General features: G+C 51.5%; 15 protein-coding genes and 1 tRNA gene. 9 read left to right on the forward strand and 7 right to left on the reverse strand.

Going from position 1 to position 15002, the window contains the following annotated elements; translation table 11 throughout:
* Nucleotides 1-25: 25 nt before the first annotated feature.
* The 7 genes from E5354_RS02620 (at nucleotide 26) to E5354_RS02650 (ending at nucleotide 7324) form a co-directional block, all read left to right on the forward strand.
* The gene (locus tag E5354_RS02620; RefSeq protein ID WP_135946322.1) at nucleotides 26-985 is read left to right on the forward strand and encodes a DUF5106 domain-containing protein; all 960 of its coding nucleotides are present in this window, start codon (nucleotides 26-28) and stop codon (nucleotides 983-985) included.
* A gap of 129 nt (nucleotides 986-1114) precedes the next feature.
* The gene (der, locus tag E5354_RS02625; RefSeq protein ID WP_135946323.1) at nucleotides 1115-2431 is read left to right on the forward strand and encodes a ribosome biogenesis GTPase Der; all 1317 of its coding nucleotides are present in this window, start codon (nucleotides 1115-1117) and stop codon (nucleotides 2429-2431) included.
* Between the two features lie 53 nt (nucleotides 2432-2484).
* A complete protein-coding gene (locus E5354_RS02630) occupies nucleotides 2485-4260 on the forward strand; it encodes a DEAD/DEAH box helicase (RefSeq protein ID WP_123395014.1) in 1776 nt (591 codons plus the stop codon).
* Between the two features lie 20 nt (nucleotides 4261-4280).
* Nucleotides 4281-4925 (forward strand): DUF3256 family protein, encoded by a 645-nt coding sequence (locus E5354_RS02635; RefSeq protein WP_135946324.1) that lies wholly within the window; start codon nucleotides 4281-4283, stop codon nucleotides 4923-4925.
* Between the two features lie 14 nt (nucleotides 4926-4939).
* Nucleotides 4940-6232, forward strand: a complete 1293-nt coding sequence (xseA, locus tag E5354_RS02640) for an exodeoxyribonuclease VII large subunit (protein ID WP_168353805.1) — start codon at nucleotides 4940-4942, stop codon at nucleotides 6230-6232.
* A 12-nt stretch (nucleotides 6233-6244) separates the two neighbouring features.
* Complete coding sequence (xseB, locus tag E5354_RS02645) at nucleotides 6245-6463, forward strand: exodeoxyribonuclease VII small subunit (RefSeq protein ID WP_123395017.1); 219 nt, start codon at nucleotides 6245-6247, stop codon at nucleotides 6461-6463.
* A gap of 186 nt (nucleotides 6464-6649) precedes the next feature.
* Nucleotides 6650-7324, forward strand: coding sequence for a queuosine precursor transporter (locus E5354_RS02650; RefSeq protein ID WP_135946326.1), 675 nt, complete (start codon nucleotides 6650-6652; stop codon nucleotides 7322-7324).
* Between the two features lie 19 nt (nucleotides 7325-7343).
* Here E5354_RS02650 and E5354_RS02655 read toward each other — a convergent pair whose 3' ends face one another.
* The gene (locus tag E5354_RS02655; RefSeq protein ID WP_123395019.1) at nucleotides 7344-7994 is read right to left on the reverse strand and encodes a MarC family protein; all 651 of its coding nucleotides are present in this window, start codon (nucleotides 7992-7994) and stop codon (nucleotides 7344-7346) included.
* A gap of 230 nt (nucleotides 7995-8224) precedes the next feature.
* Between E5354_RS02655 and E5354_RS02660 the strand changes: the two genes are divergently transcribed.
* Nucleotides 8225-8297 (forward strand) — tRNA-Lys (locus tag E5354_RS02660).
* A gap of 510 nt (nucleotides 8298-8807) precedes the next feature.
* Complete coding sequence (locus tag E5354_RS02665; RefSeq protein WP_128702820.1) at nucleotides 8808-10127, forward strand: site-specific integrase; 1320 nt, start codon at nucleotides 8808-8810, stop codon at nucleotides 10125-10127.
* A gap of 68 nt (nucleotides 10128-10195) precedes the next feature.
* On the opposite strand, the gene E5354_RS02670 is transcribed toward E5354_RS02665, so the two are convergent.
* From E5354_RS02670 to E5354_RS02695, 6 genes are all read right to left on the reverse strand, one after another.
* A complete protein-coding gene (locus E5354_RS02670) occupies nucleotides 10196-10495 on the reverse strand; it encodes a helix-turn-helix domain-containing protein (RefSeq protein WP_168353806.1) in 300 nt (99 codons plus the stop codon).
* Nucleotides 10485-10790 carry a helix-turn-helix domain-containing protein gene (locus E5354_RS14450; protein WP_128703521.1) on the reverse strand — a complete coding sequence of 102 codons (306 nt, stop codon included), beginning with the start codon at nucleotides 10788-10790 and terminating at the stop codon, nucleotides 10485-10487. Before E5354_RS14450 ends, E5354_RS02670 begins: the two co-directional genes overlap by 11 nt.
* A gap of 159 nt (nucleotides 10791-10949) precedes the next feature.
* Nucleotides 10950-12593, reverse strand: a complete 1644-nt coding sequence (locus E5354_RS02680; RefSeq protein ID WP_128703520.1) for a DNA topoisomerase — start codon at nucleotides 12591-12593, stop codon at nucleotides 10950-10952.
* Between the two features lie 167 nt (nucleotides 12594-12760).
* The gene (locus E5354_RS02685; RefSeq protein ID WP_135946328.1) at nucleotides 12761-14206 is read right to left on the reverse strand and encodes a DUF4099 domain-containing protein; all 1446 of its coding nucleotides are present in this window, start codon (nucleotides 14204-14206) and stop codon (nucleotides 12761-12763) included.
* Nucleotides 14160-14603, reverse strand: a complete 444-nt coding sequence (locus E5354_RS02690) for a helix-turn-helix domain-containing protein (protein WP_128703518.1) — start codon at nucleotides 14601-14603, stop codon at nucleotides 14160-14162. The genes E5354_RS02685 and E5354_RS02690 overlap by 47 nt, the downstream gene beginning before the upstream one ends.
* 4 nt (nucleotides 14604-14607) lie before the next feature.
* Complete coding sequence (locus E5354_RS02695; protein WP_135946329.1) at nucleotides 14608-14841, reverse strand: hypothetical protein; 234 nt, start codon at nucleotides 14839-14841, stop codon at nucleotides 14608-14610.
* Nucleotides 14842-15002 lie beyond the last annotated feature (161 nt).

The following is a 15002-nucleotide window of genomic DNA, read 5'->3' on the forward strand; positions in this document are numbered from 1 at the left end:
GATTCACTATTAAATTTATACAACTATGAGATTTCTGATAGCCGTAATGTCGATTATGATGTTTGTGTTTGCAGCATGTGCCAACGGAGGCCATGCGACAAATGCAGTCAAGGCCGAATCCTCGCCGGTGTCGACGGCTCCGGCTGTCGAGGAGCTGCCTCTGCCTTCGGTGCCCTCCACGTTGACGGCTCCCGAGGAGCGTGCCGCCTATATAGTGTCGTATTTTTGGGACGCTATGGATTTCGGCGACACGATACGCAGCCACAATCAGGATTTCATGGAGCAGAACTTTGCCAACTACATCAGCCTGTTCCCTTATACCGACAACGCCGTGCTGGCAACCTGTGTCAGCGACCTGCTGCTAAAGGCCCAAGCCGATGAGGGGGCTTACAATCTGCTTGCCGACATTGCCGACAAGTACCTCTACGATCCCGAGTCGCCTATGCTCAATGAGGAGTATTACATCCTGTTCCTCGATGCGATAACCGGTTCCGACTACATGGACAAGACGCGCCGTTCAAAGTATGCCTATCAGCTTGAGGATGCTTCCAAAAACCGTCAGGGACACAAGGCCACCGATTTTGAGTTTGTCGACAGCAAGGGCCGCAGGTCGACGCTGTATGCCGCCGCCGACGGTCACAGTTACAGGCTTGTGATTTTTTACGACCCCGAGTGCGAGCATTGTGAGGAAACGATTGAGTTCCTGAAAGGAAATCAGTCGTTGAAAAATGCCGTTGCCGACGGAAAGATGAAGGTGATCGCCGTGTATGCCGATGGCGACGAATCGGTTTGGGAGGGTGCGAAGGGCTCTCTGCCGGCCGAGTGGGTCAACTCCTATTCACCCGACGGAGCCATTGAGGGCGAGGAGCTCTACGTGTTGAGAGCCATGCCTACGCTCTATGTCATCGCTCCCGACAACACCGTTGCGCTGAAGGATCCGTCGGACCGCATGGTTGTCCAATTCATCGAGGAGGCATTAAAGTAGGCGCAGAGAAACAATTACCTGCCGCCGTTGTTTATAATTTGACATTAAGTCGTTGCACGGCAATAAAATGCGTGAGCATTGCCGTTATGTGGCTTAAAAATGTTAAATTTGCATTTTAAAATTATTAATATGGGAAGACTTGTAGCTATCGTAGGACGCCCCAATGTGGGTAAATCAACCCTTTTCAACCGCCTTACACAGACTCGTACCGCGATTGTAAACGACACCGCCGGTACCACGCGTGACCGGCAGTATGGCAAGGTCGACTGGTGCGGTAAGGAATTTTCAATTGTCGACACCGGCGGATGGGTGGTCAACTCCGACGATATCTTTGAAAGCGAGATAAACAAGCAGGTACACCTTGCAATCGAGGAGGCCGATGTAATATTGTTTGTCGTGGACGCCATGAACGGCGTTACCGACCTTGACGACCATGTGGCCGAAATATTGCGACGCTCTAAGAAGCCGGTGATACTTGTTGCCAACAAGGTCGATTCCAACGATTGGCTCTACAACGTGCCTGAGTTCTATTCGCTCGGGCTTGGAGAACCCTATCCCGTGTCGGCTTCCAACGGCTCGGGCACAGGCGACTTGCTCGACGAGGTGGTGAAGGATCTTCCCGAAGAGGACGACACCGAGGAGCAGCTTGAGCGCATACCGCGTTTTGCCATTGTTGGCCGTCCCAACGCCGGAAAGTCGTCGATAATCAATTCGTTCATCGGCGAGGACCGCAATATAGTGACCGATATCGCCGGCACGACCCGCGATTCGATATATACGCGATACAACAAGTTCGGCTTCGACTTCTATCTTGTCGACACCGCCGGAATACGCAAGAAAACCAAGGTAAACGAGGACATCGAGTACTACTCGGTTATCCGCTCGATACGCGCCATCGAGGCATCGGATGTGTGCATCCTCATGATTGATGCCACGCGAGGCATCGAAAGTCAGGATGTGAGCATCTTCTCGCTGATTCAGCGCAACAAGAAGGGTCTGGTGGTGTGTGTCAACAAGTGGGACCTCGTCGAGGACAAGTCGCAGAAGGCAATCGACTTCTTCGCCAATTCCATAAGGCAGCGCTTCGCCCCGTTCACCGATTTCCCGATAATATTCGGTTCGGCCCTGACCAAGCAGCGCATATACAAGGTGATTGAAACCGCGGTCGATGTCTACAAGAACCGCGAGCGCGTCATCCCCACCTCGCAGCTCAATGTCTACATGCAGGAGGTTATAGGTGCTTATCCTCCGCCGGCCAATAAGGGAAAATATATCAAAATCAAGTATGTTACAATGCTGAAGGAGTCGATGATTCCCACAGTTGTATTCTTCTGCAATCTTCCGCAGTGGGTCAAGGATCCCTATCGACGCTATCTTGAGAATAAGATAAGGGAGAAGTGGGACTTCAGCGGTACGCCCATAAATATATTCATGCGCGAGAAATAGCATGACATGCACCTTGACATAACGCGTTTACTGTAATTTAAGAGAACTGAACAATGAAGACATTTGAAGAATTGGGCGTACGTGACGACTTGCGCAAAGCCATCGAGGAGCTCGGATTTGAGAATCCGATGCCGGTGCAGGAGAAGGTGATTCCCCACTTGCTGAATGAGGATGGTGATGTAGTTGCGCTTGCGCAGACCGGAACGGGAAAAACCGCGGCTTTCGGGCTGCCGGTGCTGCAGCGCATCGACATATCGCTCAATGTACCCCAGGCGCTGATTATAGCTCCCACACGCGAGCTGTGCCTGCAGATAGGAAGTGACCTGGCCGACTTTTCCAAATACATTCCCCGCCTTGAGGTGCTTCCCGTCTACGGAGGTTCAAGCATTGAAAGCCAGATACGCAGTCTTAAGCGAGGAGTGCAGGTGATAGTGGCTACACCGGGCCGACTCATCGACCTCATAAACCGTGGCGTGGTGAAGCTCGACGATGTACACACCGTGATTCTTGACGAGGCCGACGAGATGCTCAACATGGGCTTTGTCGACGACATAAACGACATCCTGAGCCATGTGCCCGAGAATCGCAAGATGCTCCTCTTCTCGGCTACAATGCCGCAGGAGATTGCCAAAATCGCCGCCAAGTACATGCACAACCCCCAGGAGTTTGTGATAGGCACCAAGAACGAAGGTGCCGAGAACGTAAAGCATGTCTACTACATGGTGAATGCCCGCGACAAATATCTCGCGCTTAAACGCATAGCCGACGACAATCCCAATATATACGGAATCATATTCTGCCGCACCCGCAAGGAAACCCAGGAGGTGGCCGACTGGCTGATTCAGGACGGATATAACGCCGACTCGCTGCACGGTGAATTGTCGCAGACCCAGCGTGATGTGGTGATGAAGAAATTCCGCGACCATGTGCTGAGGCTCCTTGTTGCCACTGATGTTGCGGCGCGCGGCCTTGATGTGAGCAACCTCACTCATGTCATAAACTACGGCCTGCCCGACGACATAGCCACCTACACCCATCGTTCGGGCCGTACGGGCCGAGCCGGCAAGACGGGTGTGTCAATCGCCATCATCCACTCTCGCGAGCGCAACAAGTTGCGTGAGATTGAGAAGCGCATCGGAAAGACTTTTGAGCGCAAGGAAGTGCCCACACCGGCCCACATCATCGAGAAGCAGCTTTACAATCTTGCCGACAGGCTTGAGCGCGTGAAGGTTGACGATGATGAAATTGCAAAATATCTGCCCGGAGTGAGCCGTAAGCTCGGATGGCTGTCGCAGGAGGACTTGCTTAAGCGCGTAGTTTCGCTGGAGTTCAACCGCCTTCTTGAATATTACAAGGATGCTCCCGCAATTGACTTTATCGATGAAAAACCGTCGAAGAAGGAGCGCAAGGAGCTGTCAAAGCCCCGCACCGCCGAAGAGAAGGATCGCCGCACGGCCGACCGTGGCATGGCCCGAATATATGTCAACGCCGGAAAGAGCGACGGATTCTATGCCGGAAATCTCATCGACATACTCAACCATTCGGTGCCGGGACCGCGTATCGATGTGGGTCGAATCGACCTGATGCCCGGTTACTCGCTGTTTGATGTCAAGAAGAATGATGCCCGCAGGGTGGTCGAGGCTTTGAACCACATCGACTTTGTGGGTCATAAGCTCTATGCCGAGATTGCCGATCCCGAAAAGGACTATTCGCGTGCAGCCACTCGTCGCAAGCGTGAGGCGGCATCGGCAGGTGCAGGCAAGCAGGCCAACGGCAACTTTGACAAGTTCATAAATAAGAAGGGGCGAAAAGGCTCGCACAAGAAATAATAATCTCTCACTCATTGATTATGAATATCTTAAAGCAACTTTTTATAGGCGTGGTCGCCATGATTGCGGTAACGCCTTCGGCAATGGCTCAGCTTAAGTCGGTCGACGCTTTCACCAATGCGCCCATGTCGGTGTTCCCGTTACTTGACAAGAACGCACGCCTCGACATGGTCGACTACTTCAACAGCGGTTCGTCGACGGCCACTCAGAACTCATTGCAGGGCCGCTCGCGTGTTACCGAGCTGACCGACAACGACATAAAGATAGCCATGACCGATGCGTCGAGCTATCAGCTGTCGATTCTTCCCGATAAGAGCAACGGTGGTTGTATAGCGCTTATTTCAACTGTCGCTACTCCGGCTCCCGACAGCCGCATAACATTCTACTCTCCATCGTGGCAGCAATATGACACCAAGTCGAGGTTTGAAGCCCCTTCGATGACCGACTGGCTCACCGATGCCGGCCGCAAGACTCCCGACGAGGTTACCAATATGGTGCCGTTCATGCTGGCATCCTATACTTACGACCCGGCAACCTCGACGCTTACGCTGACCAATAATCTTAAGCAATTCCTCTCGGAGGACATATATTCGATGGTGGCTCCGCTGCTTCGCGAGCAGCTCGTCTACAAGTGGAACGGAAGCCGCATGGTTAAGCAGAAGTGAGCAAGTCGCGGCAAGTGGAAGCGTTGACCCTGTATCAGCTTAATCGGCGCATAGCCGAACTCGTCACCAATTCATCGACTCAGAATGTGTGGGTCACTGCCGAATTGAGCGATGTCGCCGTGCGCGGAGGGCACTGTTACATGGAGCTGCTGCAGAAGGACCCCGACACGGGTGCTACTGTGGCAAAGGCCCGTGCAGCCATCTGGGCCAACGTGTTTTCGCGATTGCGCTCCGACTTCTATATTGCCACCGGTCAGGATTTCGCCACCGGGCTTAAGGTCATGGTGAGGGCGTCGGTGTCGATGCATCCGGTGTACGGGATGTCGCTGGTCATCAATGCCGTAAATCCTGAGTACACCATGGGCGATCTTTTGCGCCGCCGCAAGGAGATGCTTGCCCGGCTGAAGGCCGAGGGAATCCTCGACATGAACCGCAGCCTATGCTGGAATGAGCCCCCGCTGCGCATTGCGATCGTGTCGGCCGAGGGTGCTGCCGGTTATGGCGATTTCATGAACCAGCTCAATGGCAATCAGCTTGGCCTTCGCTTCACGACCCGGTTGTTCCCGGCCATAATGCAGGGCGAGCGCACGGCTCAGAGCGTCATTGCCGCCCTTGGCCTTATCGCTGTCGAGCAGGAGCAATGGGACGGCGTGGTGATAATTCGCGGCGGTGGTGCCACAAGCGACTTGATGGGATTTGAGAACTATGACCTTGCTGCGGCTGTGGCTCAGTTTCCGCTTCCTGTGATTGTGGGAATTGGCCATGAGCGCGATGTGACGATACTGGACTATGTGGCCAATATACGCGTTAAGACCCCCACGGCTGCGGCCGAGTGGCTTATCGAGCAGGGTGCCATGGCGCTTGACCGCCTTGACCGCCTCGGCAACGACATAGTGCATGCCGTCAGGGAGCGTCTGGCAGGATGTAAGATTCAGCTCGGACAGATGGAGGGCGCCATTCCTTCGGTTGCCCGTGGAATGCTTGAGCGTTCCCACAATAAGATGGCGCGTTACGCGATGGCGTTGCAGTCGGTGGCGTCGAAGCGCATCATCCCGCAGCTGTCGCGTCTTGAGGCTTTGGAGTCGACACTCAAGCTGACGACGGCCAATGCCATAGAGCGTCGGTCGACCCGACTTGACTCGATGAACCGACTTCTCGACGCGCTGTCGCCTATGTCGACACTAAAACGAGGCTATTCAATAACGCGCTTCAACGGTCATGCCGTGACAAATGAAGCCGACATCCCGGCGGGGGCAAGGCTTGAAACGACACTGGCTGAGGGAGTGATGGTTTCAATAAAACAATAACGCAATACGACGATGTCAAATACACCTGAATTCATCCCCGTAAAGGAACTTAGCTATAACAAGGCTGTGAGTGAGCTTGAGGATATACTGCGACAGATGCAAAGCGATGCGCTCGACATAGACCTCTTGGCCGCCTACACACGCCGAGCCACGGAGCTGCTGGCTGAATGCCGCAGCCGACTTACAGCTACCGACAAGGAGCTGCAGTCGATTCTATCCAATGACAAATGACGCACCCTCCCGCTCGCGTGACGGCGCGCTCCGGCGTTGCATGTGATGTTATCGGTTGCCCAATAGATAATAATTCATAATTATTTCGCTATTGCGTCACGTGGATTGTGGCGGCTGCAAAATTTGTTGTAATTTTGTAGTCGTTAAACTCACCGAGTGCTTGCTACCTCGTAAAAAACAAGAATCATGAATCAATCAGTTCCCCGATTTACATTGCCTTTTCTGGTGCTCACTGTGCTATTCTGTGTGTGCCTTATAGTTTCCAACCTGATAGAGATAAAGACTGTCGACATCGGATTTGCCACAATCACGGCCGGCATGGTTGTCTTTCCGTTGAGTTATATCATCAATGACTGCATAGTCGAGGTGTACGGTTTCCGCAAGGCGCGCACCGTCATCTGGCTTGGATTTGCCATGAATCTTCTTGTCACGCTGTTTCTGCAGTTTGCCATATTGCTTCCCGGAGCCGATTCGTGGCAGTCGCAGGACGCTATGGAGGCGGTCTACGGCACCGTTCCCCGCATACTCGGGGCCTCGTTTGTCGCCTTCCTCTGTGGATCGATGGTCAATGCGTTGGTGATGAGCAAGATGAAAGTAGCTTCGGGAGGCCGTCACTTTTCACTGCGAGCCATCGTCAGCACTCTTTGGGGCGAAGGCACCGACTCGATAATATTTTTCCCGCTCGCATTTGGCGGTATTTTGCCTTGGAGGGAAATCGTGTCGCTTATCGTGGCTCAGGCGTTGTTGAAGACCGCCTATGAGATTGTTATATTGCCCGTAACGCTGAAGGTGGTGAAAAAGCTTAAGAGCATCGAGTCGACCGACACCTACGACCGTGGCATATCCTACTCGTGGTGGTGATCGATTACGGGAGTTTTTGCTAAATCAGCCCGTTGCCGGCTTTGATAATGTCAACGAGAATTGGCTTCAATCCGCCCACGAAGCACTCGACGGCTATCACCATAAGTATGAGTCCCATGAGTCGCATCATCACGTTGTTGCCGGTTTCGCCGAGAATGGGCACCAGCTTCGTGGAAGCCCGCAGGATGATGTAGGTCAATATGTAGATAAATGCGATGCTTGCCACGAGCGTTATCTTCATCGGCATGGTGTTGGCGTTTTCCATCAGCATGATGCCGTTGGCAATGGCACCTGGGCCGCAAAGCATGGGAATCGACAGTGGGGTTATGGATATGTCGTTGGCATAAACCTTCACCTCTTCATCCTTCAGCTTGGTGTTGGAGTATTGCGCCTGGAGCATGTCAAATCCTATCTTGAGTATAATGAATCCGGCTGCGATGCGGAATCCGTTGGTCGATATGCCGAAGAGTGTGAATAGTATTTGTCCGCAGAATGTGAAGCATATCAGTATTATAAATGATATTAGTGTTGCGCGTTTTACTATGCGGTTGCGCTGATCGTTGTCGAGGCCTTTGGTCATCGACAGGAACACCGGCATCGTGCCAAGAGGATTGGTAAGAGTGAAAAACGATGTCAGGCAGATGAATGCAAATGGAAGTAGACTGTCCATATACGATGTGATAAATTAGGTTTACAAAATTAATATTAATTTGGGAGCCGTCACAATGTTATAATGCAATCTTTTTCATTTTTTTGTATAACCGGACATCGTATTATGTTGTTGATCCGCCGCCGGGGCCGTTTTTAGCACGATTTTTCGCAAAATGCATAAAATTTTTCTCCAAAATTTGGCGGTTATAAAAAAACTGCTTACCTTTGCATCGCAATTGAGAAATACATGACTCCGTAGCTCAGTTGGTAGAGCAAATGACTCTTAATCATTGGGTCGAGAGTTCGAGCCTCTCCGGGGTCACAGATGGGTCTATCAGACCGAAGCAAATCTCTGAAAATCGCTGGTTTTCAGAGATTTTTCTTTTTGCCCCAACCACCAATCGGCGCAAAATATTGAAACTGCCGGTGTGCAAAAAGGGTACACCTCAATTTGTATCGCGAATTGTACCCTCGCAAGGCTGTATTTCGTTATTTTTCAATATGTTGCAACAAATAAGATTGATTATGGTTGTACCCTCAGACCTTGCAGCAGGGGTGCAGAAGTAATGCAATCAAGGTGGCGGTTAAGGAGGTCACAGATGCCGAAAAACCTTTCGTTGATTGCCCTATAAGAACTTTTTAGCAGGCGACGGCTATTAAAAAGTGTTAAGAAAGGGTACAAAACGAGGGTACATTTTCCTCAATCCGGCGAAAACCGCTGAAATTGTACCCCCACTACCCAGACATTTCATTTGTCCTTCGGATTTACAGATTGTAAAACCGAGAAAAATTTTGTATCTTTAGTATTAACCATTAAAGCCACAAGAGACAAATGAAGTTATCCAACGAAAGCTACTTCTCGCTCAACTTCATAGCGAGGAAGGCGCGAATGAACAAGGAGGGAGAAATGCCCATAGCCCTCCGCATCACGATGAATGGGCAACGTGCGGAGGTTTACACCAACCGCTACATCGCTCCCAACAACTGGGACTCAGCCAAAGGCCAGTCAAAAGGCAAGACCAAGAAGGACTTGGAGCTTAACCGCTACCTCGACACCATCCGCACCAAAATCTGCGAGATTCACAACCAGCTCGTCATGCGCGATGAGATGGTGAATCCCGACACTCTGAAAAAGGCATTTCTCGGCAAGCTCCAGAAGCCGATGATGCTCTGCGAGGCGTTCCGCGAGGTCAACAAGAAAGTCAAGGACAAGAACGAGCGCGGCGACATCTGCGAGGGTACGCGCCTCCGCTGGGAGCGATGCGTGAAGTATCTGGAGGAGTTCCTAATTGACAATCAGAATGTGAAAGACATTCCGATAAAGAAGCTCACCTCCGGTATGGTGGACGATTTCGAGCATTTCCTCCGCATTAAGAAAGGATGTGCCAACAACGCTGCCGTCCGCTATATCCGCTATCTTAAAAGCGTGATACGAACCGGCATCGCCAACAAGTGGATTGAGGACGACCCTTTCCTCGGAAAGAAGTATGTCCGCACAAAACCCAAGCGCGAGAAACTGACCGAGGCAGAGCTCCAGCGCATCATCGAGCTTGACCTGAGCAATCTTTCCCGCCTCGACCTCGTGCGCGACACATTCGTGTTCTGCTGCTTCACCGGACTGGCTTTCGCCGATGTGTCAACACTGAAACGTGAACACATCGTCACCGATGACAAGGGCGAGATGTGGATACGCAAGACCCGCGAAAAAACAGACGAGTTGAGTGTGATACCTATGCTTGAAATCCCCCGTCAACTCATGGAGAAATATAAGGGGCATCCGCGAGTGGTGGAAAAAGATGGTGTAATCCCGGTAATCTCCAACCAGCGCATGAACTCATATCTTGATGAGATAGCAAGCAAAGCGGAAATCACCAAGCACCTGACAACTCACATCGCCCGTCATACCTTCGCCACAATGTCGCTCAACAATCATGTGCCTATCGAAACAGTATCGAAGATGCTCGGACACCGTGATATTACCACGACCCAAATTTATGCTACGATGCTGGAACAAACGGTGTCAGCTGACATGGGTCACATGAGAGATAAGTTCGATGGTCTGAAAGTCAACATCAAACCACTTCCGGAACAACCGACCACTTTTGAGCGTCCACCTCAGCCTAAGCGCGGACGACCCAAAAAGTCAAAGTAAACGAACCAATACCCTAAAATATAAAGGCGACAATCGAGTTTTAACCTCGGCTGTCGCCTTTCTTGTCGTTAATCGTAGTATGGTGGGTGATAATTCTCGTCAAGCATCTGCTGTATCTCATGCTCCGGATACAGGCATTTGCCACATATCATATAATATGAGAGAATGCCTTTGTCACGGTAGTTCTGCACTGTCCGCCTTGTTACCCGGAGGCGTTCAGCTACCTCCTTATCATCAAGGAAACAGACTCCGGCAAGAACCGGGTGGTGGCTGTCACGGATTATGCCGACGGCTTCAAATGCTTTTTGGGTCTGAGAACGGGCTGCGAGAATACGCATATCCGATTTTGTCACAATTTCATTCCTCATACGCATCCAAATTTGTGTGAATACCGTTCTGCTCCATGAAGCGTATGACTTCGGTGACAGGGTACCTGACGCTGCCGTCATCAATCCTGTAATATCCAATCCTGCCGCTATTTCGCAGCGATTGAAGCGTAGTCTTGCCAATTCTGAGATAATCGCAGACTTCATCAGAAGTCATCAAGTCCGCTGCTTCCTTTCGGCGCAAGCGATTAGCCAGAACGAGAACCATGTTGCAGAGAAGTTCATGCTCGTCGAGGATACAGTCGAGGGTATCCTTCTCAATTAGTAATACTTCCATAAAGTTTGTGGATAAAGTGGTGGGTGGATGACAGTTAAAAAGGCAGCGGGTATCCCTCCCGCTGCCTCACCACTAAATCCACAATCAAAATAAAATTATGACTGCGATTCAGTGGCAAAGTTAACGATTTCTATCCGATTTTCAGCTATGTAGAGCCGATTATTTTTCGGTAGAAATGGCTTTGGGAGCTATCTGGAGGGTGATTTCCGTGTCTATCATCTCCACCATGTGCTGGAGCGTGTTGCAGAAACCGTCCATTACCGACTTTCCGGTCTGGTCGCCTTCGTATAGGTCGTTGGCCTCGAACTGCCATGTGAGGAGCGCGGCTCCGAACTCCTTGCCGACAAGTTCATCGAACACGTATTGACCTTCTGGCGTGAGGGCAATCTCCTTGCCCTCGATGCAGACCAGCCCCTTGCTGATGAGAGAGCTGAAGACGCTGCCGTAGTCGTTGGTTGATTTTGTGAAAGGCACATTGGTGTGCATCATTTCGTCAACATACTCAACCTTTGATGTGAGGCTGCACATCACATCGGTGAATACGGCTGACATTCCCGGCATATCGCAGGGATAGACGGCGGCATCGCCGATTTTGACGGTTGTGTTGAATGTTCCCGGCTCAGTCACTTCGTATGCTTCGCCGGTCAGTTCCCACTGGCGGTAGAAAACATTGTCGCCGACTGAAAACTCCACGGTAGCGTATTTGTGTGTCGGCTGCTGCTCCACAACCGCCTTCATGCGGTTGAAGATAAGACGATAGAGCTGCACCTCGCTTGTCGTCATGCCGGCCTCCGCTTTGCGGAGCGTGATGATGGCGTGGTTGTTGAGCGTTGCCCTGTTGTCACCCCACGGGTACCCGGCGGTTTCACCGAAAACGGTTTCAAGGTGGCCGCGCAGTATCTCAGGAAGATGTGGGCATGATGCCAGCGGCGATGAGATATACCCTTTCTCATACAAACGTTGCGCCACCTTTGCAGTCTTTGACGGGGCAAAACCGAGGTTGTTATAAGCGTCCATCTGGAGAGTGAGAAGCGTATGGAAACGGAGGTTGTATGCGGTGGTCTCTGTCACGGTCATTGTCGCCGGGATTTCATCGCCGAGATTGAGAGCCTTCAGAACTTGCTCCGCCTCTTTCTCATCTTCCCAAACGGTTTGCGACTCCAGTTCGCTATGACCGTTCACGTTGATGCGGATTGAGTAGCCGGACTCATCGGGGCTATCAATGCCGCAGGCGATATTGCCGATATGTTCCAACGCGACTGCCTCCTGACGGGTGAGTTTGGCGTAAGGCAGTCCGATATGGGTGAATGCCTGACCGATATTGTACTCAAAGAGCATATCCATACCCTTCGACACGAGTCCCGTCTGGGCGAGGCGGTAGAGGTGTCGGCCACTCTCACGGTAGTGGAACGCTCCACGGATTGCGCCGTAGCTGAGACGTGTTAGCCACATGCGGCTTGTGGGGCAACCCACGCGGAAGTGGCGGCAGATGTTGAAGAAACGCGCCTGAGCGTCTGCACCGCCGTTTGAAGCGAACACCACTTCCTCGGCTTCACGGAACAATGGTTTGAGTTCTCGCTCCAGATCCTTCATTGTGACTGCCATCTTGAACTTCTCCGGAATGAAAGGATAGCGGTCCTCAGCCATCTCGCAGAGAGGTGTCTGGCGGATGAATTTTTCAGGTACGGTGGCGACGGTCAGTGTGTTCGAGGCGAATATGCCGGGATTTATTTCGAGGTTGGCACCCATTGCGAGGGCCACGGTGTTGGTTGTGCGATTGTTTTCGCAGATAATTAAAATCATAATTTAGTTTGGATTTGTGCTAAGATGATAATCATAGCTGGATTTGTGGTGATTTATTGAAAGGCACGGGGACGGCGGGTGCTATCCCCTTGCCTTGGGGATACTGTTCAGTTTGAATCGCAGTCGGCTTTGACTGTGGAATAAGTATCAGTGGTGGCGGCAGCGCGTCAGACTTTCGGACCCTTTGGTTTACGTTGCTGCCTTTGCTGACTGTCGTCTTTGGGTGCAGTCTGTCCGCGCTGGAGAGGCTCTTTCATGTTCTTTGTGGCCTCGTTGGTCTTGCCCTGATTGTTAACGGCATACTGCGTCTTGCTTTCTTCCGCAACACCTACAACCTTGTCTTGGTCGGGATACACCCGTGTGGTTTCGGGCTTGCGAAGCTCAGGATTGTACTGGAAATATATGGTGCAGTCATTGCCGAATCTGTCTTTGCCCTCTCCGACAAGCACTTTCTTTCCGGCGAGATAATCCGCCTGCTGCTGTTCGTTGAGAGGCAGCTTGCACCAGTGTTCAAGACGCTTGATTGAACCATCGGCTGTGTGCCATGTGTCCTTGACCTGCTCCTGATTTTTGTTCTCCTGTGTCTGCTCCTGACGGTATTTATCAGAATTGACAAACACGATGTCGCGCTTCGATGCGCTGTATTGCAGGTCGGCGGTGAATTTCGCGCCGTTGGGGAGTTCCACATGCTGCTCCCTTATCAAGCCTCCGTTTTTGAGTATTCCGATGGCTCTCATGTCAAGGTCGATGTTTGCAACTTTGGGCTTGATATATATCTTATCTACCGGAAGTGCCTCAATCTCGTTGGTGAGCTTGTCGATGCTCACGAGGCATTTGACCTTTTCCCCGGTCTTGGGGTCGGTAAGCTCGACAGGCTTTCCGAGGTTGCCGGTCTGACGGAGTTCCGCCTTGTCCTCCTTTGTGAATGAATACCCCTTGAAATCTTGGTCGAGTCGCGGCTCGTTGCGGACGAAGTGTGGCACGAGTGAATATGAGCCGTCGGGGTTGGTGCGGAACGAGAGCTTGGCTTCAAGCGAATATTTCTCGTCGCCGAACTGGGGCGTTACTGTGAATAACTGCGGCGACTTGTGGTTATATACCATCTGGTTGAGTGCCCCTGATTTTTCGAGGTCGTCGCGCGTGATGCCCCACTGTTTCTCTATTTTAGCCCAGTCAATGCGGTCAGGGTCAATGGGTGTCGTCTTGACTGCCGTTGACTTTTCCGGCTCCTGCGTGGGCGCTTCTTCCTCTTTCTGTTCAACCGTCTCTTTGGGAGTGTCAACCTCCACCTTGTACGGTTTCAGCATCTCGGCATTTTCCTCCGGCTTCTGAATGAGGTCGACCATTGCCGTGGCGATTGCTCCATAACGGTCGGCGGGCAGTCGGAAGAAGCTGAACATCGTGGGGTTCTTTGCCTGCCGCATGAAATTTGACATGAACGCTTCGAGGGGGTTCTGCCCTTTGCTGAACTTGATGAGTTCGCTGAATGGTGTTGACTTTACGTCTGCCATCCGTGGAGTGCCGTCAGGATTCTGCCCTACGACAACTCCCACCTGCCCGCTCTCATTATTGCGGGCCACCAGCAATTCCTGCTGTTCTGTGGTCTGGTCCATAATTTAATTTAGTTGGGGATTTTGTGGTGGTTTTGGCGGTTGAGCTGCCGGCTTTGGGTTTACGCTTCAAGGTTCTGTATTCTGGATGGGAAGAACTTATGAAGGTCTGTTCAAGGAAACTGTCGAGGTCGCGCTGAAGAACAAACTTGATGTTGCCTTCAATACTCTCGTAAACCTCAATCTTTCCTGCGTCGCGGTATCGGCGGATAGTCCTCTCGCTGACATTAAGCCCGGTGATGATGTCTTCAAGAAGGATTATCGGTTCACTGTGAAAGAAAAGTCTCGGTTTGTTTCCTGTGGGATATTGGCAGGGACTACGGGCGCGTTCTTCGATGAGAGAAACGTATGCCTGCACTGCGGTCTGGAAATCCGCTGTTTCTTCTGCGGTCTGTTCCATCTGCTTACTCGGCGGTTGACGGGGTGGATAGTTCCATCATCGGAGCGAGGAGCTTTGCAGCAATCATCAGGAACATTGAGCCGTAGAGCCATGCTGTTGCTTCGGGAGGAGCTTCCGCCAGTGATGAGCGGAGAGACTTAGGGTAGCCGCTGGATTTGCGGCTGTTGAACGTCTTGCGGTTTTTACGGGTGGGCTTCCTGTTGAAGCCGGGAGTGTTCGGTGGAGTTGTTGCTTCCATTCGGTTATGTGTTTTGTGTTAAACTTATCGAGGATTGCGCCTCGTTTGACAATATAACTGAATGGATTGCCTTTGGGATTATTTTACGATTGTTAAATTTGTAATCTATTGAAATTACGCCGGATATGATAAATAAAATTTCATTTGTTAAAATATAACGA

The sequence above is a fragment of the Muribaculum sp. NM65_B17 genome, from assembly GCF_004793735.1.
In the GTDB taxonomy this organism is placed as follows: domain Bacteria; phylum Bacteroidota; class Bacteroidia; order Bacteroidales; family Muribaculaceae; genus Muribaculum; species Muribaculum gordoncarteri.